Here is a 21211-nt window from a genome sequence, read left to right as displayed (position 1 = left end):
ATATTCACCCCAAATAACGCAAAAAAGCGCTGAACTAAGGTGAAGACCACATATTTAATTCATCTGCATGGAAAAGGCTGAGAATACAACAGGCATCATCCTTCTCGCCGCCGGGGCTTCAACCCGCATGGGGCAAGCCAAACAACTGCTGCGTGTAGCCGGAGAAAGTTTGATTCAAAGGGCGGTAAAAACTACTCTGGGCACAACTTTTCGGCCAGTAGTGGTGGTTTTGGGCGCCAATCGGGGACAAATTGAGCCCGAATTGTCCGGATCAGAAGTACTGAAGGTGTTTAATCCAGATTGGCCTACTGGAATGGGGAGCTCTATTGCTACCGGGCTAGGCTTTTTATTGCAACAAGAGCCTTCGATCCAACAGGTTTTGATCCTGGTGGGAGACCAGCCATTGTTGCACGCAGATACTTTAGTCGCCTTGGTGGAATTACATAGCCAAACCCAGGCGCCTTTGGTGGTTTCCCGCTACACGGATACTTTGGGCGTTCCAGCATTGTTTACCAGTGCTCTTTTTGTTGAATTGACTGCATTACATGGGGCGCAGGGAGCCAAGGCCTTGATCCAAAAATACCGGGATCAGGCGGCAGTACTCGATTTTCCGGAAGGGGCGCTGGATCTGGATACGCCGGAGGAATGGGCTGCTTTTTTGACAAAAATCAACCCCTTGGAGTAGTAAAATGGCCTCCCGGAGGGCTTTGAATTTGTATTTTTGCCCTACTGATTAGACATCCTTTGTCCAAAAAAATTGTTCATAGTTTTTTTGGGAGCGTCTTTAACAACAATTGTTCTGTCATGATAAAAAATGTAGCTGATTTGCGGCAAGAATACACTGCCGCTACACTCGACATCGCTGATACCGCCGCTAACCCTATTGATCAATTTGAGCACTGGTTTGCCGATGCCATCCGGGCCGAAGTAAAAGAGCCCAATGCATTTACTCTGGCGACCATCAACGCGGAAGGGCGGCCCCGGGCCAGGGTGGTTTTGCTCAAAGGTTTTGATCAGAACGGGTTTGTTTTTTACACCAATTACAGCAGCGCCAAAGCTGCGGAACTATTGGCTCATCCTTACGCGGCGATGAACTTCTTCTGGTATGACCTGGAACGCCAGGTACGCATCGAAGGAAAAATTGAAAAGGTAAGCACCGAAACCTCGCGTGAGTATTTCCAGAGTCGTCCCAAAAGCAGCCAGATTGGTGCCTGGGCTTCGCCTCAAAGTAAAGTCATTACCGACCGGGCCGTGTTGGATGCTGAAATGGAACGCCTAAGTCAACAATATGCTAGTGAAGATGTTCTACCTCTCCCACCTCATTGGGGCGGGTATCTGATTCGGCCAGATTTGATTGAATTTTGGCAGGGTCGGCGTAGCCGTCTACACGACCGGGTACGATACCGCCTGGAGAAAGGCCTGTGGGTGAAAGAATTATTGGCCCCCTGATCTTTTGGCGGTAATTTTTATAAAAACTAGCTATCTTTGCCCCGCGAAATCAAAAATTTAATAAAAGTAAGTACACATGTCGGTAGCAACTCAATTGAAGTACAAAGTAAAAGACATTGCTCTTGCCGAATGGGGGCGCAAGGAAATTACCCTTGCTGAGGCGGAAATGCCAGGTTTGATGGCCCTTCGCGAGAAATATGGCCAGTCCAAACCTTTGAAAGGTGCACGCATTGCAGGTTGTTTGCACATGACCATTCAAACGGCTGTACTGATTGAAACCCTCAAGGAACTGGGCGCAGATGTAACCTGGTCTTCTTGTAACATCTTTTCGACCCAAGACCACGCTGCTGCCGCAATTGCCGCAGCCGGAATTCCCGTTTTTGCCTGGAAAGGAATGACTGAAGAAGAATACGAATGGTGTGTAGAGCAAACTTTGTACGCTTTTGAAGGCGGCCAAGGACTCAACATGATCCTGGATGATGGTGGCGACCTTACCAATATTGTTTTGGACAAATTCCCCGAATTGGTTGACGGCCTCGGCGGCATTTCTGAAGAAACTACTACTGGTGTACACCGCTTGTATGAGCGTGTAGCCAAAGGCACTTTGCCAGTACCTGCCATCAATGTGAACGACTCCGTTACCAAGTCTAAGTTTGACAACAAATACGGCTGTAAAGAATCTCTGGTGGACGCTATCCGCCGTGCTACCGACATCATGATGGCCGGTAAAGTGGCAGTGGTTGCTGGTTACGGTGACGTAGGTAAGGGCTCCGCTGCTTCTCTGCGTGGTGCTGGTTGCCGGGTGATCGTTTCTGAAATCGACCCAATTTGTGCGCTGCAAGCAGCCATGGATGGTTTTGAAGTGAAGAAGATGATCAACGCAATTCCTCGCGCTGACATCGTAGTAACTGCTACTGGCAACTGCCGCATCGTAGGTCCTGAGCACTTCAAAGTGATGAAAGACAAAACGATCGTATGTAACATCGGCCACTTCGACAACGAAATCGACGTTGCCTGGTTGAAAGAAAACTACGGTCACACCAAAGATACCATCAAGCCTCAGGTAGATTTGTACAACATCGATGGCAACGACATCCTGTTGTTGGCTGAAGGCCGTCTGGTTAACCTGGGTTGTGCCACTGGTCACCCATCCTTTGTAATGTCTAACTCTTTCACCAACCAAGTGTTGGCCCAATTGGAGCTGTACACCAAAGGTGACAAGTACGAGAACAAAGTATACATGCTGCCCAAAGAATTGGATGAGGAAGTAGCTCGCCTGCACCTGGCCAAAATTGGGGTAGAACTGGAAGAATTGACTACCGAACAGGCTGAATACATCGGCGTTGAAAAACAAGGTCCGTTTAAACCCGAGTACTATCGGTATTAATCGAACCCGAGTTTTCGGTTCGGAAGGAAGAGGTCCATGTCACAGTTGTGTGGCATGGACTTCTCTATTTCTGGGGAAAAAATTTCCATTTTTTCTCGTAATTTGGTAAATTGGACAAAAATAAATCTGTGCCATCGAGATTCTGTCCGCCAAGCAAGATTTATCTGAATTGATGACTAAACGTGCCGAGTATTTTACTGGCGGGGTATTGTCATATTGGTTGGTGTTGCCGGCATTGTACACCATTTATGTATTTCATTCAGCAACCGAGTACCAGATCTTCTCCGGGAAAGACAAGCTTCAGGACGCCAAATTGGGGATTGAATTGGATTTGGAAGAGGTTTTTAAATAGAGTCTATCCATATACTGCCTTAAAGAACGTCTCCAACTTCAGCGGATCCAAACTCCCATTCGTCCGCACACTGCTGCACAAATCTATCCCCCAGGGCTGTACTGCATCCATCGCCGCACGCACATTTTCCGCTTTGAGGCCGCCGGCCAAAAAAACGGGTTTGGCGGCTTGCTCCACGATCTGGCGGCTCAGTGCCCAATTGTGTACCCGCCCAGTTCCGCCCAATTCCTTTACAGCTAGGTTAGGGTTTCCAGAATCCAACAAAAGGGCATCCACCTGGGGCGCAATTTCCAGTGCCTCTTCCACACTGCGCTCATCGATGACGTGAATTACCTGCACAATCGAAATGCCGGGAAGCGCCGTACGCAAGTCGGCATAAGTACCTTCACTCAAAGCATCCACAATCTGCACCGTATTGGTCCCTACGGCCTGCTGATGCGCGGCAATTTCTGCTGCATTGGTGCGGCTGGTGAGCAAAAAACTGGCAATGGGCGGTGGTATGCTGGCCGCAATTTCCTGAATGAGTTCATCACTGATGGGCCCCGGGCCACTGGGCATTTTGGCAACCAGTCCCAAGGCCGAAGCTCCATGCTCGATGGCCATTTTGGCTTCTGCAAGGCTGGAAATGCAGCAAATTTTAACTTTTGGAAACATTTCTTTAACGCTTTAGGCACTTCAAATCACCCATTAGGGTGAGGACACGCGCAACAAACAAGTCTAATTTTGAGGTATTCAAATACCAAAAAACACCTCAAGATTATGAAAAAGAATTGGAAAATCGCCTTACAAGTATTGTCGCTTTTTTGCGCCCTCTTCATCTTCAACGCTTGTGGCGATGAAGAATTGGTTGATCCCGGAGGCAATGAATTGACTGCTCAAAAACGCATCGATCATACCCTGAACGTGGATGGCAAAAACCGCGAATTCATCGTATTTCAACCCGCCGGGATTCAGGTGAGTTCCCCTGTTCCGGTAGTATTTATGCTGCATGGTACCTCCGGGGATGGCGAGAAGTTTTACAACATTTCCGGCTGGAAAGAAAAAGCGGCAAAGGAGAAATTTTACGCTGTATTTCCTTCTTCTTTGGCCTATTGTATCATTGAAGATGGCGTGAAATCTACAACTACGAAGTGGAATCACTTTGACCTGGACTCGATTGCTTGTCCGGGCCAAAAACTGTACGACGATGTGAAATTCTTTCGGGAAATGTTGAAGTTTTTACAAACGAAATACCCCATTGATCCCAAGCGGGTTTATGTGAGTGGCTTTTCCAATGGTGGGCAGTTTACCTTCCGCCTGGCGGTTGAAGCATCCGATGTGATTGCGGCAGTAGCCCCTTTTGGTGCCATTTTTACGGAACAAAATAAGAAACCACTGTCACTCATCCCGATCTACCATGGTTTCGGGAATATGGACGATCGCTTTTTTCCATTGAATAACGGCCAACCTTTACCAATGGGTGCCCCACTAATGAACCTTGGAGGGATGAAATTGTCTACTGGCACGATATGTAACACTTTTGGCCTGACCTATGCCAATACCCTTAAGGAAACTGCTAACTCGGCATTTTGGACCTTTAACACGCCGACCAAAGGCAATACAAACGTCTACTACGTCCATGAGTTCAAAGACATGACCCATGAGTATCCGAATGGAGACAACTATCCGATTGCTGCCACGGAGTTGTTGTGGCCGTTTTTTAGCAAATACAGTAAGTAAGTGAAAAGTGAAAAGTGAAAAGTGAAAAGTGAAAAGTGAAAAGTGAAAAGTGAAAAGTGAAAAGTGAAAAGTTAGGAAGGCATTTCAATCCTTCCTAACATAGGTACAAAAAAACAAGGAATACTGTTGAAAAACAATTGGTGAATTATTTTTCACTTTTCACTTTTCACTTAAATCATCCCCTAAAACTAATCATCACAAACACCACAATCCCTACAACCACTACCGACATCACCACATCCCAGACGCTATAGCTAGCACGGTTGTCCGCTTTTTGTTGATCTGTCATAGTGCCATAAGTCAAGCCTGTAATGCTCTCAGGTGCGGGTGGAGGTGTGGCCAAACTCACGACTACACACACCAATACCGAGAACAAGAAAAACCAGGCGGCGAAAGTGAGGAAGTTCATTGCGCCAAAACTGTGCAGCATGCTGCCGGGTGTAAGAGAATCCTTGCTCAATTCCAAAACCAAGCGCAGCAAGGCAACCACCAAACCCGAAATCAAAGTAGCCATGGCTCCTTTGCTGTTGATGCGTTTGGAGAAAATACCCAACAAGAACACCGCTGTGATTGGTGGCGCGATATAAGATTGTACTGATTGCAGGTACTCGTACAATACCCCAGAGATGTTTTGCATAATGGGAATCCACAAAATTCCCAGGATGACCACCACGGCAGTGGCATAACGGCCTACACCCAGGAGTTGTTTTTCTGGCGCATTTGGACGTAATTTCTTGTAAATGTCTACCGTAAACAGCGTAGAACAAGAGTTAAACACCGAAGCCAGCGAACTCATCAGTGCCGCCAACAAACCAGCAGCAACCAAACCCCGCAAACCAACCGGTGTTTTTTCCATCAGCAAGGTAGCAAAAGCCTGATCCGCTGAATCCCATTGCAGTTCACCCCGGTTTTTGAGGGCCAATGCAACCACCCCGGGAATGAGGAACAGGAATACTGGAGTCAACTTCAGAAAGCCGCCAAAAATGGCTCCCCGACGGCCAATGGTGATGTTCTTAGCCGCAAGTCCCCGCTGAATGATGTATTGGTCGGTACACCAGTACCAGGTACCTACAATGGTGCTCGTAATCACCAGACTGGGCCAGGGGAAATCGGGATCACTAGCCGGACGCCACATGTTGAGGTAACCAGGCTCCAGGGAAGCCTTCATGCCACTCCAACCACCCACGGCGTTCAAACCTACAATGGTCAGGGTAGCAGCTCCCAAAACCAGCACAACGGTTTGCATGGCTTCGGTGTAAACCACTGCCCGCATCCCGCCAATTACGGTGTAAGCTCCGGTGAGTATCACCGTTAGCAAGGCTCCAAACCAAAAATCGATGTGCAACAAAGAGGAAATGACAATCCCCCCAGCGTACACAGTAACCGAAACCTTGGTCAGTACATAAGCAAGCAGAGAGAAAATGCTCAAAAACCAGCGCGTTTGAGCATTGAAGCGTTTTTCCAAAAATTCTGGCGTAGTAAAAATACCACTGCGGATATAAAAGGGTAAAAATACCCAACCCATTGTAACTACCAGCCAGGCATGTAGTTCGTAAATCAACATCGGGATTTTGCCACCGGCACCTGCCCCGGCCAAACCCACTACGTGTTCTGATCCGATGTTTGAGGCAAAAATGGATGCCCCGATGACGAACCAGCCCACATTCCTGCCCGCCAGAAAATAATCTTCGGTGGTATCGGTTTTGCGGGTCATTACCCAAACTGCTATTCCCAGTAGCAGTACAAAGTAGGCACCAATGACCACCCAATCCAGTGTAGCAAATTGACTCATAAGTTATTTTGTTTGTTTAATAGTTTACTAATCAAGGGCGATGAACAGCTTTGGCCAGATCGAGTGCCTCCAGGATTGCTGTGGTATAAAACTCCGAATCATTGGCCAGCCAAATGATGCTCAAATCGCGTTCAGGAAACCATATCAAATGGGCCATGAAGCCTCCCTGGCTTCCAGTATGGCCGATACTTTTATTGGCCAGCCCTTGCGGGTTTTCTTCTACAAACCAAGATAAACCCAAAAATGGCGGATCGGCACTCTTCCAAGTAGGCGATTTCCATACGGTTTGGGATTTTTGGACCGTGGCACAATCTGCAAACGTACAAGCTTTTACAGCCTCAAGGTACTTATGCAATTCCTTGACTGAGGACCACACTCCTCCATTTCCTGCTGCACAAAAAGTCGGATATTCACCATAATCGTATTCATCAAAACGGTTTTGGTAAAAACGATAGCCGTGTGAAACACCCTTTTCCGGGAATGCACCATCGGTAATGACACTCCGCTGCATACCCGCTGGTTTAAAAATTCTTTCGCCGATGAACTGCTGCCACTTTTGGCCGCTGACTTGTTCAATGATCAATGCCAATCCATTAAAAGCCGGGTTGGAGTATTCAAAGCGGCTTCCAGGCTCGAAATGTAAGGAATTCGTTCTTTTTAACGGTGCAAAATTTTCCAAATCTTTTGCAGTAAGATAGAAAATACTGTCTTTGTCTACATTTCGGCTATCCGGCAAACCCGAAGAGTGGGTTAGCAAATGCCGAATGGTGATTTTTTTGACCACTTCGGGGTATTCAAAATCGGGAAAGTATTTCAGGATCGGATCGTCAATGGACAGTTTTCCTTCTTTTTCCAGAAGTAAAATGCCGTAGGCGACGAAGGTTTTGGAGATTGAACCGACGTTGGCTAGGGTATTTGCACTGAATTTTTCACCTGTTTTGAGATCGGCTAAACCAAATGACTTGGCGTACAATACCTTTTTGCCTTGATGGATCAAAAAACTGCCGCCGGGTTCATTGGGTTTGATGCGAGATTCGAACAGTGCATCAAGCCTGCGGCTCAATTCCTTTTTGTCAATACTTTGCCCTTGGCCAAAAGGTAAAAAAAAGAGCAGCAAGAAGTGCAGAAATAGATTGCGCATAGGTGTTAGGTTTGAATCCTTTACAAAAAAAGCATTTTCTGGAGACTATCCATCAAGTAAAAGGCCTATTTATCAGAAAATTGTGTAACTTCCATAGGGGCAAAACTCGTCTCAGTTCATCTACTACCAAAAGAGTATTGCCATGCTGCACAATTACCTGACGATTGCCCTGCGCAACCTGCGCAAACACAAAACTTTCAGTTTCATCAACATCATGGGTCTGGCCATCGGGATTGCGGTTTGTTTACTGATCCTGTTGTGGGTGGTGGATGAACTGAGTTATGACCGCTGGAATGATAAATACGACCGCATTTACCGCGTTGCAGGTGAAGTGAAATTTGGTGGTCTGCACAATTCCTTTGCTGTAGCACCTGCACCCATGGCAGCGGCTTTGGTGGCCGACTTTCCGGAAATTGAAACAGCAGTCCGTTTTCGGCAGCAGGGCTCTTTTTTGGTCAAAAGTAAAGTGCAAAACTTCAAGGAAGACAATGTGATTTTTGCTGATTCTACCTTATTCAAAGTTTTTAGCCTGAAAATGCTGCAAGGCAATCCTGAACTGGCCCTGACTGCACCCCAAACGATCGTCATCAGCAAATCGATGGCAGAAAAATATTTCCCATCCGAAAATCCCCTGGGTAAATTTCTGACCCTTGACAACGACAAACGGTACAATGTAACTGGTGTATTTGCAGATATGCCCACCAATAGCCATTTCAGGATGGATTTTTTCTGTTCCCTGAGCACCTTGGAAGAATCGCGGGACCAGGTGTGGCTGAGTTTTAATTTCCACACCTATTATATACTCCGAAAAGACGCCGACCCAGCTGCGTTCGAAGCAAAATTGTTTCCTCAATTGCTCAAAAAATACATCGATCCGCAATTGGTCCAGATGATGGGGAAAACTTACGCCGAATTGGAAAAAGGAGGCACCTTGGTCAAATTTCACCTACAACCCTTGGGTGATATCCACCTCAAGTCGGATATTGATGTAGAACTGGCCGCCAATGGCAACATCCAATACGTGTGGATTTTTGGCCTGGCGGCCTTGTTTGTGCTCCTGATTGCGGTGGTCAATTTTATGAACCTCTCTACGGCACGTTCCACTTTACGCGCCCGGGAAGTGGGGGTACGTAAGGTCGTTGGTTCGCAACGTTCGGCTTTGATCGGGCAGTTTTTGAGCGAGTCAATGGTATTGACCTTTTTTGCGCTGTTTCTGGCACTTTTGTTGAGTTGGGTGGCATTGCCCTTCTTTGGACAAATCGCGGGCAAAAAATTACTTTTCCCTTGGGTCAGTCCCTTGTTTTGGCTTTCCGTATTGGGCGGGGGTATTTTTGTCGGTTTACTGGCAGGGTCATATCCAGCACTTTTCCTTTCCGGTTTTCAACCGATTAGTGTGTTGAAAGGTCGTTTTTTTGACTCAGGGAAAGGTCGCAATTTGCGTTCCGGATTAATCGTATTCCAGTTTTTAATCGCCATTTTTTTGATCTCTGCATCCATCGTTATCCGAGGTCAATTGGGTTTTATCCAAAACAAAAAACTGGGCTTCAGCCGGGATCAGGTATTGGTGGTCAATGATGCTTATGCCCTGGATAAAAATCTGGACGCCTTTAAAAAGAACCTCAAAAACTTACCCTTCGTACAAAACGCTACGGTGAGTGGCTTTTTGCCCATCGAGTCCAATCGTTCGAATGGTTCGGTTTGTTCTACCCCCAGTTTGCAGGAAGAGACCTGCCAAATCATTCAACAATGGGAGGTAGATGAAGATTATGTACCTACTCTGGGCATGGAAATCGTCAAGGGCCGTAACTTCTCGGCACAAATGCCCGGCGATTCCAGCAATGTAATCCTCAATGAAAAGGCGGCCAAAGGTTTTTTTGGGCAGGAAGACCCACTCGGAAAAACCCTTTATTTCCATGGTGACGTGGACGCTGAAGGTAAACTCACGCAAAAAGTGTACACGGTAATTGGGGTTATAAAAGACTTCCACTTTGAATCCTTGCGGCAAAACATCGAGACCCTTTGTTTAAAACTGGAGCGTAATGCTGGTAACATCTCGATTAAAATGTCGGATACCAACTTGCCAGCAGCCTTGAGCCGCATTGAGGGAGAATGGAAAAAAGTGGCAGCGGGTGCCCCATTTTCCTGGCAGTTTATGGACGAACGTTTCGACGAGATGTACCGCGCTGAACTCCGCATTGGCCGCATCTTCAACATTTTCACCATCCTGAGCTTATTAGTGGCATGCCTGGGCTTGTTGGGGCTTGCCGCCTTTACCGCTGAGCGCCGAACCAAAGAAATTGGCGTTCGCAAGGTTTTGGGTGCTACGACCCAAAGCATCATTGCTTTGTTGTCCAAAGAAATTGTACGCCTGATTCTGATTGCTGCTGCAATCGCCATTCCGATTGCCTGGTGGGGCGCCGCACAGTGGTTACACAATTTTGCCTACCGCATTCCTGTGCCCTGGTGGGGATTTTTGTTGGCGGGAGCGCTAGCCGTTTTGGTGGCCCTGGTCACGGTGACTTTACAGAGCATGCGCAGTGCACGGATGGAACCGGTAAAGTCCTTGCGCTCGGAATAAAGCTAGGAATGGTTTTGAAGAAGGGAATGGCACTTTTAACGTTTATTAGCCAAGAGGTATCCTGATTGTCATGCAATTGACAATCAAGATACCTCGCTTCAAATCCAGTCATTATTTCACATACTTCTCTTTTCCTCCCACCACAGTTTTTAACACCTTCGTGCCCAAAATCTCCTCGTCTCCACACTTGATCAAGTCTTTATCCAGCACCACAAAATCGGCCAGTTTCCCTTTTTCCAATGAACCCTTGTCCTTTTCTTCAAAGGCAGCATATGCATTCGCCATCGTGTAGGAATACACCGCCTCTTCACGAGTAATTTTTTGTTCAGGGAAAAAAACCAAACCACTATCGGCACGTTTGCGGGTTACCGCTGCATAAAATGATTGAAGCGGGTCCACATCTTCCACCGGAGCGTCGGTTCCGTTGGTTACAACCGCCCCTGCATCCAGCAGCGAGCGCCAGGCGTAGGCTCCTTTGCGTGCGCGATCTTCCCCTAGGCGTTTGACTACAAAAGGAGCGTCCGAAGTACAATGTACTGCCTGCATGGCCGCGATCACGCCCAGTTTTTTAAAGCGGGGAATATCCTCAGGGTCCAGGTGCTGGGCGTGTTCGATCCGCCAGCGCAGCTCTTTGCCTTTGGGGTCTTTTTTCAATTCGCCCTCCATAATATCGAGGCAAACGCGGTTGGCCCGGTCGCCGATGGCGTGTACACAAAGCTGGAGTTTGTGCTCGCGAGCCATTTCGGCAATTTTTTTCACTTCCTCTACCGAGGTGGTGTTTTGGCCTTCAAAATCGGGTTTGTCCTGATAAGAGCGCAGCAACCAAGCCCCAAAAGAGCCCAATGCCCCATCCACTTCCGACTTGATGCCATTGACCGTAAAATAATGATTGCCCAGGTTGATCCAGGGGAAACTGTTGAGTTTACCTTCCATGTCTTTTGAAGAGTGGCGGATCATGGCCCAAAGGCGAACATCAAATTTACCAGCCTCCGCCAATTCTTTGTACCAGTCCAGGTCCGTAAAACTGGAGCCCGCATCCTGAAACGAGGTAATTCCTTTGGCCAGGCACTCTTTTTGTGCTAGTTCAATACCTTTCAACCATTGTTTTTTGCGGTCTTCCTCCGATAAGGTTTCCAGGTATTCTTGATACACTTTGTAGATCACCCGCATGGCGCGCTCTTCGAATACACCGATGGCATTGCCTCGGTTATCACGTACAATTTCGCCACCAAGAGGGCTGGGTGTTTCGGCGCTTACCCCCGCCAGGTTCATGGCCTTTTCATTGGCAAATAAACTGTGGCCGCTGGCATGACTGAGTAAGACCGGGTTGTTCGGCGCAGCTTTGCTCAGTTCATCGTGGTAGGGATAGCCCAGCACATTGCGATCGGGTGTACTCGACCATTTTTCCTGATGCCAGCCCCGGCCAATGATCCACTCGCCCGGTTTGGCGGTTTTGGCGCGTTCAGCTACGGCCTGGACTATTTCTTCCCAACTTTTGGATTTGAGAAAATTCAAATTGATCAAACTTTGACCCAAGCCCGAATAGTGCCCGTGCCCTTCAATAAAGCCCGGAATGACGAACTGGCCTCCAAGATCGACCGTTTTCGTATTTGAGCCTTTCAGTTTTTCAATTTCGGCATTGCTGCCTACCGCCAAAATCCGTTCACCCAAAACCGCGATGGCTTCAGCCGTAGGATTTTTTTCATCCACAGTGTAAATGTTGCCGTTGGTGAAAATGGTGTCGGCTACTTCTTTTTTTTGGCATGCTGAAAACAAGCCGCCTAGTAACAACAATAAAAAAAGTGTAAAAGGTGTGATTTTTTTACTCCGCTTGAACATGTTTACAGTTTTGATTTGGAAAGGGAAAAATTGCGATTATGTTTGTCGCAAGTCTAATCAATTTCAAGCAAAAAAACATGGAAATCATCATCCGCCGAGCCACCCACGCCGATTTGAATGCCATCCACGATTTGGTCCACGATTTGGCCGTGTACGAAAAAGCTGAAGAAGAATTCATTGCCACCATTGAGGAGTACGAACGCGATTTTAGCAATGGCGTTTTCCAGGCCATTGTATCTGAAATGGACAATCAAGTGGTGGGTATGGCTTTGTATTATGTTGCTTACTCTACCTGGAAGGGCAAAATGCTCTTTTTGGAGGATTTTGTAGTGAAAGAAACCCATCGGCGGTATGGCTTGGGCCAAAAATTATTCGACGCCTTTTTGGAGGAAGCCCGCAATCAGGGTTGCCGCATGGTGAAATGGCAAGTTTTGGACTGGAATGAGCCCGCGCTGCGCTTTTACCGCAAGAATGACGCCATTATTGAGGAGGGTTGGTGGAACGGAAAAATCTTTTTTGCAGAAAATTTTTAAAAAAACATTAAAAAAAATCCAAATCGGGAAAGTTTGGCACGCTATTGGAATATTAAATAAATATCTCAACCGATTAAAGATCTAGTGTTTCATAGTGTGTGGGGGGGAGTTGCCGATTTGGAAGCCCCTCCATTTTTTTGAATTTGCTTTCCTCAAAATATATAAGGGCTAACTGTAATGTACCAAGGACGGGAGCAGGCAACTGCTCCCTCTTTTTTTTGGAATAACCTCAATCCAAGGCCGCCTGCTGAAAATGCCGCTCCATTATTTTTTCCAAATAAAACTGGTCTAATGCATCAAAGGAGTTGATTTGCGTACTATCTACATCGTACACCGCAATCAATTCAGCTTTGCTGTCAAATACGGGCACCACAATCTCCGAAGCAGAATTGGGATCACAGGCGATGTGCTCACTACCTTGTGCAAGTGCATGAACATCTCCTACAAGTTGCGTTTTTTGCTCCCGCGCTGCTTTGCCACATACTCCCCGTCCGAATTCGATGTGCAAACACCCCAAAGTACCTTGATAAGGCCCAACCGAAAGCCGACCATTTTTGACCACATAAAAACCGGCCCAGTAGTAATAAGGCAAATAAGTTTTCAGTACGGAATTGATCGTCGCCATTTTGAGGATACGGTCGGTTTCGCCCTCCAAATTGGCATCAATGGCGACTACGGCTTGTTCGTAAGCGGCTTTTTTGGCCTTCGCATCCAAATTGAGCGAAGGTTTGATGAAATAGGGCATTTCTGCAGATGCGGACATGGTGCTTCTTTTTGCAAGAATACAAAAAAGAGGCAAAAAAGTTCGTTACGTTAAGCTGGGTTTAGCCCTTCTGATGATCCACTCAGCCACCAACAAATTAGGCACCCAACTGATCCAGGCGATGATTGGATAAGCGAAGTCGAAACTCATGCCCAAAGCGCCCAGGAACAGGGGCAACCACAAGCGCAGGGTGACCGCCCCGAAACAAAGGGCATAACTGCGGGTCATCCAGTTTTGATGCTGAGTAATGTCTCGTTTTTTAATGGCCAGAAAAGCTTTAGCCGTCGTGTACAACCACAAAAAGCCCAAAGCGGCAAAACCCATTTGTGCCCACACCCCTCCGCTAGCCGCAAAGGCGATGCCGAGACCAGCTGTTCCACTCAACATAACCGCAGCCACATACACCTTACCCAGATTGCGGTGCAAGGACAAGTGTTTTTGCCGCAAACTGGACAAAAATTGCGTGCAACCACTCAAGAGCGCCAAGCCTCCAAAAGTGATGTGGGTGTAAAAGCCGACCAGCCACAAACGGTTGCCCAATAACTGCGTTGATTTGGAGCTCATTAAGCCATTGCTCATGTCAAATAGGAAGTAAAAGAACGGGTATAAACCAATGGAGATGGCAAAAAAGAGGAAAATAGGAGTAAGTACTTTTGACTTCATAAGTATAACTTTTACCTACAGATGTAAGAATCGGGCTTGTTCCCCTAAAGATAAGCCAAAACCTTTTACATTCTGGTTTAGGCTCATCCTTTTCAGCAAGTCAGAATCTGCTTATCTTCGCTAAAAATCAACAGCAATGTCCACGGTTCATATTCCCACTCTGCGCCTGTCAAATCAAAAAATAAGCACCAATCATTTTGAAACACCTCAAGCCCTCATCACCTACCTGGGGGCAGTTCAGGCACAGGATTACCCCATGTCCAAATGGGCCTTCGGCGTACGTTTGCCCGATGCCACCGATGCAAGTATTGAAGCGGCTTTGGATGCCGGCGAACTCGTGCGCACCCACGTATTGCGCCCAACCTGGCACATCGTTTCCGGACAGGATGTGCGCTGGATGTTGGCATTGACGAGCAAATACATCAAAGCTTCAGCTGCGATACGCGACCGCGATCTGGGCATTGACTCGGCTCTATACACCCGCACCAATGACCTGATCGCCAAAGCCCTGGAAGGCGGCAAACACCTGACCCGCGAGGAAATTATGCAGGAACTGGAAAAAGGCGGGGTAGAGACCAACCCCAGCCGAGCCGTACATTTTATGATGAATGCAGAGCAGGATGGCATCGTTTGTAACGGGGTTATGAAAGGCAAAAAACAAACTTATGCACTACTGGACGAAAAAGTAAAACCGGGTTTGGTATTGAGTCGGGATGAGGCAATGGCCAATCTGGCCGAGCGTTATTTCACCAGCCATGCTCCGGCTACTTTACACGATTTTCAATGGTGGTCGGGCTTGCCCATGGCAGAGGCACGAGCTGGTTTGGAAAGTATCAAAAGTAGCCTGGAAAGTTTTGAATCGGGTGGTAAAACTTATTTTATGGGTAATGGCCGTCAGCTTACATCAGCCCCTGAATCCAGTGTATTTTTCCTGCCCGCCTTTGATGAATACACCGTGAGCTACAAAGACCGCAGTACCGTTTTTGATCCCCAGTGGCACAGAAATGCCATCACCAGCAATGGGATTTTTAAACCGATCATTGTGCGGGATGGATTGGTGATTGGCATTTGGAAACGGACGGTTCAGAAGAATAAAGTGGTGGTGGAGGTGGAGTTTTTTGACCCCAAGGATGCACTGGAGCAGGGGGTGATGGAAAAAGCAGTGGCAGGATTTGGGCAATTTTTGGGCTTGGAGCTGGTGGTGAAGGCTTAGCACGCTTCTACTCAAAGGCCAATTTTCTCACCTTGACTTACGCCCAAATCACGATTTGAAGCGCCCACTCAAACCATTCATCGTAGGTTTGAGCATCAATTTAATTCAACGTCTTCATGCAAAAAAAATTAAAAACCCTGAGCCTGCTGCTGCTCTGCTCAGTGGTATTACTTGGGCAAACTACCCCAGTAAAAAACCGCATCAAAAGTGTCGAAAATGGCCTCATCCCCTACGTACCCGTGCAGGGTTTTCCTGCCTGGAACATTTACGAGCGGATGAAGCACTACAAAGTGCCCGGCGTCAGCATCGCAGTAGTCAACAATTTCAAAGTGGAATGGGCCAAGGGTTACGGTTTGGCGGATACCTTGAAAAAAACGCCGGTTACGCCCCAAACGATGTTCTCTGCAGGTTCCATCAGCAAGCTCGTGATGGCGGCAGCGGCCTTCCAATTGGTTCAGGAACAAAAAATGAGTCTGGATGAGCCCATCAACCAGTACCTCAAATCCTGGAAAATCCCGGAAAACGACTACACCCGCCAAACACCCATTACCCTGCGTATGCTTTTGAGCCATACGGCGGGTACTTCCCAAACCTCGTATTTTGGATTCACCCCGGACAAAAAAAATCTGCCCAGCATCCTCGATATTTTATCCGGCCAGCCCAATGCCGAAAGCCGGGGCGTAGTGGTCAACAGTGAGCCCAAAAAGGAGTTTCGCTACTCCGGCGGTGGCAGTATGATCGCCCAACTGGCGCTGATGGATGTGAGTGGAGAACGCTTTGAAGCCTTGTGCGACCGCGTTTTGTTCCAACCCTTGGGCATGTTCCAAAGTACCTTTGCGCAGCCACTTCCAGGCAAGTTTCAATCGCAGGTGGCCTGGGGTTACTCCTACGCGCCCTGGTACGAAGGCATGCCCTACGTATATCCGCAACAAGCCGCCGCAGGTTTGTACGCTACCCCCAGTGATCTCGCCAGCTTCCTCCTTGAAATCCAGCAAGCGCTCCGTGGGCAGGGAAAAGTGCTGAGCCAGGTCAGTGCTCAAACCATGGTTATGCCAATGGCAAAAGTATCTGAAGGCGGTTTTCGCGAAGAAATTGGTGTAGGGCCTTTTCTGCTCCAGCGCATCGACAATCAGGATGCACAGGGGCGTTATTTTGAGTTCACCGGAGTCAATGCCGGTTTTGTGGCCTACCTGATCGGCAACATTACCGAGGGTTATGGTGCGGTCATTATGCTCAATAGTGGGGACGATTTTAATGGTTTGGGCAAAGAAATTCGTCGGGCTATTGCTCAAACTTATGGTTGGCACAATTTTTTACCCTCAGCCATTCAGCCGAAAAAATGGACGAAAGCAGAATTGGAGCGGGTGGTAGGTCGCTATCGACTGGGGCCAGATGAGGTGATGTCGTTCCAAAGAGAAGGGGACCATTTGATCCAGGTCATCAATTCCGGTTCGCCCATTCCTTGTTTCCCTATTGCCAAAGACAGCATCGTTTTGACCGATTTTAATGTCAAAGCAGCGTTCCATTTCGACTCGCAGGGCAAGGCCATCTCCTTTCAGTCAGCGTACCAGCCGAGCGCCATCCCCCGCATGGCCGAGGACGAGTTCACCCCCACGGAAATGATCAATGCCCAAAGGCTGCCAGAGGCCAAAGCCCTATTCCGTAAGCAGCAGCTCAACGTTTATCAAATCACCTATAAAATTTACGAATTGCTGAATCGCAAGCCAGTGGGCAATTTTGTGGCAGCAAAAATGTTGCTGGAACTGGCCGAGGAGCAACACCCGCAATCGGCAATTGTGTTTGCACGCTGGGGGGATTATCACCTCAAAATGCAGGATCGAGCAGCGGCCATTCGGGCGTATGAACGGGCGAATCAGTTGGATCCGAGTGATGAGGGGGTGGTTAAGGTTTTGGGGGGATTGAAATAGAGAGCTTGTTAGAGGTGGAATATTCAATTTCTGCCAATTGTCCTTTTAATTCTCGCACCAGTTGTGCGAGAATTAAAAGGACAAAATTATTCTTAACTGAATCTTCCTTGATAGGAGTCTAACTGTAGCTTTGCTTCTTCCTTACTTAGCCCTTCGTCTAGTAAAGTCTCCTGAATGATGGCCATCACATCTTCCACGGGCAAATCCACTAGGATAGCTACCTTTTCAAACGAGAACTCTTGAAGGTTCCAGAGTTTCCTAGCAAACTCGCGTTTTTCCAGGGCAATACCTTCAACAATGCCTAGTTCTCGACCTTGTTCCAGTCCTTGTTCCAGTCCTTGTTGCTTCACATCTTCCAGAATAGCTTCAATAAGTCCCATAGGTTTATCTGCTTGAGTTAATGCCATCAAATCTTGTTCAAAAATAGCCTCAATTTCTGAATTTGTAAAGGGCAAATAGAATTTTATAAAGTTGATGATCAGGCTGATTTTATCTCTGGGGATATCGCGCATTTTGAGCCTTTCAATTAAGTTTAGCTTGAGAGCGCGGAGCTCCTGGTCATCTGCTGGTTGATCTAAATATTGCCAGGCAGCTTCCATAATGGCTGCAAAAGGGTTCGGATTTTGACTCAATTCGGCTGGGGAGTGCTCGCACAAAACATAAGTATTGAATTTATAAACCAGTTCTGTGCCCAAAAAAGAGGATCGATATTCCTTAAAATGATGCTTGTGTTCCCAATCTGTGTAAATAGCTAACGCTGTGACTGGTCGTTGAAATTTATCGCCGATGCGATAAACACATTCATACATGCGACGATCAAAAAAAGGATCGGAATAACCCTGCACCTCTACATGGATCAAAAACCAGACTTCTTCGCCATCTTTTAACCACACTTTAATGAGCTTATCTGCATGCCTACGACGACTAGGGTTTTCAGGCAACAACTTTTGCAACTCGGTATCAAGAAACTCAAAACCGCGTTCAAAATCAATTAAATCTGCATACTCGGCAAAAAAAAACCGAATGAATTCATCGATTAGACTTTCGATAATGCCTTTCCACAGAGCGTCTTTTGAAATGTGCATTTGGGGGAATTTAGAAGCACAAAATAATTTAAAGTTTTATTTAAAAAAATAAAACACAAAAAATTATTTCTTTTGTACTTCCTAAATGCCCCTGATATTAAAACTTTGCCGATTGTAAAATTTTGAATTTATAATCGAGTTCCTCTAGCTAGTAATGAAAAGCGTACTGCCCTCAATCCAACCAATAATACCTCCAATTCGGCACCTCCGCTTCAAAACTGGCAAAATGCCCTTTTCGATCGTATCGATTGTTTTTGTTGTACACCACCCATTCTTCGGTAGCGCCCAGATGCTGTGGGAAGGACAAATTGTACGCATCTCCGGTTCGCTCGTACAGAAATCGTTCACTGCCCATGATGGCCGGGCGAGGTACTTTGTTGAGGTAAACCGGTTGTAAATCCGTTATTGATGCCGGATAATGTCCCTCTTTTGCCTTAAAAGTTTCGATGGCATTGATCAATGGCTCTGTTTTTTTGATGGCATAACTCCGGCTGAAATTGCTGACTGGCACAACCAAAAAAGCATGCACCAACAGAGCCACTAGCGGCACACTGAAAAGGTACAAGGGAGTAGGATTAAACACCATCCGCTCCTTTTGCTGCAATTTTTTTATCCCAGGGATGATCATCCATAAGGCCAAGCCTATCACAATCGCCGAAGGCAACAAAACATAGGCTGTTTCGGTAATGATGAGCGCCAGGGTAAACAAAAAATAGAGCGCACAAATGACCGCCGCCACAATGGCAAAATAGTAGCCCGTTTTCCAATGGTTGCTGGCTTGGCCCTTTCGCCCCAGTTTTTGAAATTCTACAATTGTCCACAAAAGGCTTACCGGCCCCAGAATCAAACCTAAAACACCGCCAACCAATCCAAAAGTGGCAAAGGCAATCACCACCTGGTTGGGAGGCCCCGGTACAAAACGCAGCAAGATGATGGCAATAAAAAGTACATTCAAACCAATCAGTTTAACCCAGTGTGAAGTATACATTTGTTGAAAAGGATAAAAGGTGAGTTGATAGAAATTCCCCATGATCTCCGGTCTAAACAGCAGTAACACATCCAGTACAAAGTGCCATTTGGCCTGATTCAAGCCGTATTCTTCTACATTCAAGTGGAACTGTTCGAGTAAATCGCCTTCAATCTCTTCCTGGAAGTCCGGGTGGCAAAACCAGCGAAATAGCTGTAGCATGATTCGTGGTGGATTGGGATTTTCAGTACCTTTCATCTCAGTTGAAATTGAGTTTAGGGATGGCATTCCAGAGGGAAAGCCGTTGTTCTTTGCTCTCCTTGATCACCTGCAAACCATACGTTGAAATGCTGTAGTAGCGTTTGCGCTTGCCACCACGTACTTTGGTAGCTTCCCCAAACTCAGAACTGAGCATCCCCTTTTCTTCCAGGCGTTTGAGCACTGTTTGGATGGCACCCAGGCTCACACTGCGACCGAGGCGACTTTTGATCTCTTCAATGATGCTGAGCCCGTAGGCTTGCCCGTCCAAAATGGCGACCGTGAGCAACACGATTTCTTCAAATTCTCCAAGGTGGTATTGATCCATTGAGCTATATTTACTACAAATGTAGTTATTATTTTGATAAAAACTAGATTGTGGTTAAAATTCTTTGAAATTATTTTGAGCTGATCAGGCATTTGAATGGTCGGCAATTAGAAAAAATATTCTAATTTTGTAGGAAAGACCAGGCAAAAAGCGTAAATTAAGTTTCGATTCACCAGAAACAAAGAAGGGCTATGCGCAAATTCTCTTTGAGTAAAGAAATGTACGCTCAGATGCTGGATGGTTTGAATAACCTCTATTTCTCTGACAAACTGGGCTTCAGCGATGACCTTAAATTCATCGCAAATGATTACTGGTTGGGGGATACTGCGGTTATCGAACAACTACAGCTCCGCAAAGGTCTTTGGGAAGTGCACCTTATTTTTGCCTACCCCTCCGCACCAACCCGCTTTCTCAAACGCCGCATTACCGCCCATGCCAGCCCCCAACGGGCCGCCCAAATGGCTTTTTACATGCGTCGATTGGCAGCTAAAGACCAACGTGGAACCATAAGTGTTAATATTGATGATTTTCATTTATCCTTAAATTGAACTTAAAATGCCAAATACCGGCACCAAACAACGAATTTTAGACTCATCCGTGCTGTTGTTTAATCGAGAGGGACTGGCCAATGTGCGTTTGCAGCAAATTGCCGATGAAACGGGTATCAGTGTTGGCAATCTGGCTTATCATTTCAAAAACAAAGAAGCGATTGTTACTGCTGTTTATGAATCGTTGTTTGAGGAACTCAAGCAAATTTTGTCCACTTATCTGTCCCACCCCAGCCTCAATGATTTTGACGACCAACTCCGTCGTTACTACTCTTTTTTCCGCAAGTACCGTTTTTACCTGATCGACCTTTTTGAAATCGAGCGCTCCTTTCCGGATATCATCGCCCAATGGCACGAGTTCGTGGCCAAAATGATTTTACAAATTCGCCGCCGGATTGATTACAGCGTCAATCGGGGCATCTTCATCCCGGAACCGACCAAAGGGCTGTACGATACGCTTAGTGATAATATCTGGATGACCATCACTTTTTGGATTCCTCAACAAGTTTTGAAAGGCCTGCCTTTGGATGAAAACTCCTTTAAGAGTGCGCTCTGGACCCAATTCCAACCTTATTTCACCGATAAAGGCTGGGCAGAGTACCTCGATACCATTGCACCTATCGAAATTGACCGTGGAAAATAGGATTAGAAATTATTTTCTAAAAAAA

The 21211-nt window shown here is 46.8% G+C and carries 20 protein-coding genes; 11 read left to right on the top strand and 9 right to left on the bottom strand.

The genetic code is table 11. The annotated features are described in order from the left end of the window. Window positions 1–67 precede the first annotated feature (67 nt). The 4 genes from ACO08K_RS19850 (at window position 68) to ACO08K_RS19835 (ending at window position 3188) form a co-directional block, all read left to right on the top strand. On the top strand, window positions 68–685 hold the full coding sequence (locus ACO08K_RS19850) for a nucleotidyltransferase family protein (RefSeq protein WP_421798160.1): 618 nt from the start codon (window positions 68–70) through the stop codon (window positions 683–685). Window positions 686–804: 119 nt separating this feature from the next. Continuing rightward, the gene (gene pdxH / locus ACO08K_RS19845; RefSeq protein ID WP_421798159.1) at window positions 805–1449 is read left to right on the top strand and encodes a pyridoxamine 5'-phosphate oxidase; all 645 of its coding nucleotides are present in this window, start codon (window positions 805–807) and stop codon (window positions 1447–1449) included. Between the two features lie 76 nt (window positions 1450–1525). Further along, on the top strand, window positions 1526–2836 hold the full coding sequence (gene ahcY / locus ACO08K_RS19840; RefSeq protein ID WP_421798158.1) for an adenosylhomocysteinase: 1311 nt from the start codon (window positions 1526–1528) through the stop codon (window positions 2834–2836). Window positions 2837–2960: 124 nt separating this feature from the next. Beyond that, window positions 2961–3188 (top strand): Uma2 family endonuclease, encoded by a 228-nt coding sequence (locus ACO08K_RS19835; protein ID WP_421798325.1) that lies wholly within the window; start codon window positions 2961–2963, stop codon window positions 3186–3188. A gap of 3 nt (window positions 3189–3191) precedes the next feature. On the opposite strand, the gene ACO08K_RS19830 is transcribed toward ACO08K_RS19835, so the two are convergent. Next, window positions 3192–3842 carry a phosphoribosylanthranilate isomerase gene (locus ACO08K_RS19830; RefSeq protein ID WP_421798157.1) on the bottom strand — a complete coding sequence of 217 codons (651 nt, stop codon included), beginning with the start codon at window positions 3840–3842 and terminating at the stop codon, window positions 3192–3194. Between the two features lie 105 nt (window positions 3843–3947). Here ACO08K_RS19830 and ACO08K_RS19825 point away from each other — a divergent pair, with 105 nt between their 5' ends. Further along, complete coding sequence (locus tag ACO08K_RS19825) at window positions 3948–4907, top strand: alpha/beta hydrolase family esterase (protein ID WP_421798156.1); 960 nt, start codon at window positions 3948–3950, stop codon at window positions 4905–4907. A 175-nt stretch (window positions 4908–5082) separates the two neighbouring features. Here ACO08K_RS19825 and ACO08K_RS19820 read toward each other — a convergent pair whose 3' ends face one another. Together ACO08K_RS19820 and ACO08K_RS19815 are read right to left on the bottom strand one after the other, a co-directional pair. Then, window positions 5083–6699, bottom strand: coding sequence for a sodium:solute symporter (locus ACO08K_RS19820; protein ID WP_421798155.1), 1617 nt, complete (start codon window positions 6697–6699; stop codon window positions 5083–5085). A gap of 31 nt (window positions 6700–6730) precedes the next feature. Further along, window positions 6731–7840, bottom strand: coding sequence for a serine hydrolase domain-containing protein (locus tag ACO08K_RS19815; protein ID WP_421798154.1), 1110 nt, complete (start codon window positions 7838–7840; stop codon window positions 6731–6733). 142 nt (window positions 7841–7982) lie between these two features. Between ACO08K_RS19815 and ACO08K_RS19810 the strand changes: the two genes are divergently transcribed. Further along, on the top strand, window positions 7983–10418 hold the full coding sequence (locus tag ACO08K_RS19810; RefSeq protein ID WP_421798153.1) for an ABC transporter permease: 2436 nt from the start codon (window positions 7983–7985) through the stop codon (window positions 10416–10418). A gap of 111 nt (window positions 10419–10529) precedes the next feature. On the opposite strand, the gene ACO08K_RS19805 is transcribed toward ACO08K_RS19810, so the two are convergent. Further along, a complete protein-coding gene (locus tag ACO08K_RS19805) occupies window positions 10530–12257 on the bottom strand; it encodes an amidohydrolase (RefSeq protein WP_421798152.1) in 1728 nt (575 codons plus the stop codon). A 77-nt stretch (window positions 12258–12334) separates the two neighbouring features. On the opposite strand from ACO08K_RS19805, the gene ACO08K_RS19800 reads away from it, so the two are divergent. Beyond that, window positions 12335–12790, top strand: a complete 456-nt coding sequence (locus tag ACO08K_RS19800) for a GNAT family N-acetyltransferase (RefSeq protein WP_421798151.1) — start codon at window positions 12335–12337, stop codon at window positions 12788–12790. 229 nt (window positions 12791–13019) lie between these two features. On the opposite strand, the gene ACO08K_RS19795 is transcribed toward ACO08K_RS19800, so the two are convergent. Further along, entirely contained in the window at window positions 13020–13553 is a 534-nt protein-coding gene (locus tag ACO08K_RS19795; protein ID WP_421798150.1) for a GAF domain-containing protein, read from the bottom strand. A gap of 45 nt (window positions 13554–13598) precedes the next feature. After that, complete coding sequence (locus ACO08K_RS19790; protein WP_421798149.1) at window positions 13599–14216, bottom strand: DUF2306 domain-containing protein; 618 nt, start codon at window positions 14214–14216, stop codon at window positions 13599–13601. A gap of 136 nt (window positions 14217–14352) precedes the next feature. Here ACO08K_RS19790 and ACO08K_RS19785 point away from each other — a divergent pair, with 136 nt between their 5' ends. Both ACO08K_RS19785 and ACO08K_RS19780 read left to right on the top strand, forming a co-directional pair. Next, window positions 14353–15429, top strand: coding sequence for a winged helix DNA-binding domain-containing protein (locus tag ACO08K_RS19785; RefSeq protein WP_421798148.1), 1077 nt, complete (start codon window positions 14353–14355; stop codon window positions 15427–15429). Between the two features lie 116 nt (window positions 15430–15545). Then, entirely contained in the window at window positions 15546–17357 is a 1812-nt protein-coding gene (locus ACO08K_RS19780; RefSeq protein ID WP_421798147.1) for a serine hydrolase, read from the top strand. A gap of 92 nt (window positions 17358–17449) precedes the next feature. Here ACO08K_RS19780 and ACO08K_RS19775 read toward each other — a convergent pair whose 3' ends face one another. From ACO08K_RS19775 to ACO08K_RS19765, 3 genes are all read right to left on the bottom strand, one after another. Further along, window positions 17450–18442 (bottom strand): Rpn family recombination-promoting nuclease/putative transposase, encoded by a 993-nt coding sequence (locus ACO08K_RS19775; protein ID WP_421798146.1) that lies wholly within the window; start codon window positions 18440–18442, stop codon window positions 17450–17452. Window positions 18443–18614: 172 nt separating this feature from the next. Next, window positions 18615–19631 (bottom strand): permease prefix domain 2-containing transporter, encoded by a 1017-nt coding sequence (locus tag ACO08K_RS19770; RefSeq protein ID WP_421798145.1) that lies wholly within the window; start codon window positions 19629–19631, stop codon window positions 18615–18617. A 37-nt stretch (window positions 19632–19668) separates the two neighbouring features. Beyond that, window positions 19669–19995, bottom strand: coding sequence for a PadR family transcriptional regulator (locus ACO08K_RS19765; RefSeq protein WP_421798144.1), 327 nt, complete (start codon window positions 19993–19995; stop codon window positions 19669–19671). Window positions 19996–20186: 191 nt separating this feature from the next. On the opposite strand from ACO08K_RS19765, the gene ACO08K_RS19760 reads away from it, so the two are divergent. Beyond that, entirely contained in the window at window positions 20187–20543 is a 357-nt protein-coding gene (locus ACO08K_RS19760; protein WP_421798143.1) for a hypothetical protein, read from the top strand. Window positions 20544–20550: 7 nt separating this feature from the next. Further along, on the top strand, window positions 20551–21186 hold the full coding sequence (locus tag ACO08K_RS19755; protein ID WP_421798142.1) for a TetR/AcrR family transcriptional regulator: 636 nt from the start codon (window positions 20551–20553) through the stop codon (window positions 21184–21186). Window positions 21187–21211: the final 25 nt, after the last annotated feature.

It is taken from the genome of Haliscomenobacter sp. (genome assembly GCF_965225875.1).
Classification (GTDB): domain Bacteria; phylum Bacteroidota; class Bacteroidia; order Chitinophagales; family Saprospiraceae; genus Haliscomenobacter.
The sequence above is the reverse complement of the archived record's forward strand: the minus strand, read 5'-3'. Positions and strand labels throughout refer to the sequence as shown.

What these genes read in the sequence shown, in the direction of transcription:
- ACO08K_RS19785 (WP_421798148.1), top strand. Translation starts at nt 14,353, where the DNA reads ATGTCCACGGTTCATATTCCCACTCTGCGCCTGTCAAATCAAAAAATA.
- ACO08K_RS19825 (WP_421798156.1), top strand. Translation starts at nt 3,948, where the DNA reads ATGAAAAAGAATTGGAAAATCGCCTTACAAGTATTGTCGCTTTTTTGC.
- ACO08K_RS19800 (WP_421798151.1), top strand. Translation starts at nt 12,335, where the DNA reads ATGGAAATCATCATCCGCCGAGCCACCCACGCCGATTTGAATGCCATC.
- ACO08K_RS19815 (WP_421798154.1), bottom strand. Translation starts at nt 7,840, where the DNA reads ATGCGCAATCTATTTCTGCACTTCTTGCTGCTCTTTTTTTTACCTTTT.
- ACO08K_RS19810 (WP_421798153.1), top strand. Translation starts at nt 7,983, where the DNA reads ATGCTGCACAATTACCTGACGATTGCCCTGCGCAACCTGCGCAAACAC.
- ACO08K_RS19795 (WP_421798150.1), bottom strand. Translation starts at nt 13,553, where the DNA reads ATGTCCGCATCTGCAGAAATGCCCTATTTCATCAAACCTTCGCTCAAT.
- pdxH (WP_421798159.1), top strand. Translation starts at nt 805, where the DNA reads ATGATAAAAAATGTAGCTGATTTGCGGCAAGAATACACTGCCGCTACA.
- ACO08K_RS19770 (WP_421798145.1), bottom strand. Translation starts at nt 19,631, where the DNA reads ATGCTACAGCTATTTCGCTGGTTTTGCCACCCGGACTTCCAGGAAGAG.
- ACO08K_RS19765 (WP_421798144.1), bottom strand. Translation starts at nt 19,995, where the DNA reads ATGGATCAATACCACCTTGGAGAATTTGAAGAAATCGTGTTGCTCACG.
- ACO08K_RS19850 (WP_421798160.1), top strand. Translation starts at nt 68, where the DNA reads ATGGAAAAGGCTGAGAATACAACAGGCATCATCCTTCTCGCCGCCGGG.
- ACO08K_RS19775 (WP_421798146.1), bottom strand. Translation starts at nt 18,442, where the DNA reads ATGCACATTTCAAAAGACGCTCTGTGGAAAGGCATTATCGAAAGTCTA.
- ACO08K_RS19780 (WP_421798147.1), top strand. Translation starts at nt 15,546, where the DNA reads ATGCAAAAAAAATTAAAAACCCTGAGCCTGCTGCTGCTCTGCTCAGTG.
- ACO08K_RS19790 (WP_421798149.1), bottom strand. Translation starts at nt 14,216, where the DNA reads ATGAAGTCAAAAGTACTTACTCCTATTTTCCTCTTTTTTGCCATCTCC.
- ACO08K_RS19820 (WP_421798155.1), bottom strand. Translation starts at nt 6,699, where the DNA reads ATGAGTCAATTTGCTACACTGGATTGGGTGGTCATTGGTGCCTACTTT.
- ACO08K_RS19760 (WP_421798143.1), top strand. Translation starts at nt 20,187, where the DNA reads ATGCGCAAATTCTCTTTGAGTAAAGAAATGTACGCTCAGATGCTGGAT.
- ahcY (WP_421798158.1), top strand. Translation starts at nt 1,526, where the DNA reads ATGTCGGTAGCAACTCAATTGAAGTACAAAGTAAAAGACATTGCTCTT.
- ACO08K_RS19830 (WP_421798157.1), bottom strand. Translation starts at nt 3,842, where the DNA reads ATGTTTCCAAAAGTTAAAATTTGCTGCATTTCCAGCCTTGCAGAAGCC.
- ACO08K_RS19805 (WP_421798152.1), bottom strand. Translation starts at nt 12,257, where the DNA reads ATGTTCAAGCGGAGTAAAAAAATCACACCTTTTACACTTTTTTTATTG.
- ACO08K_RS19755 (WP_421798142.1), top strand. Translation starts at nt 20,551, where the DNA reads ATGCCAAATACCGGCACCAAACAACGAATTTTAGACTCATCCGTGCTG.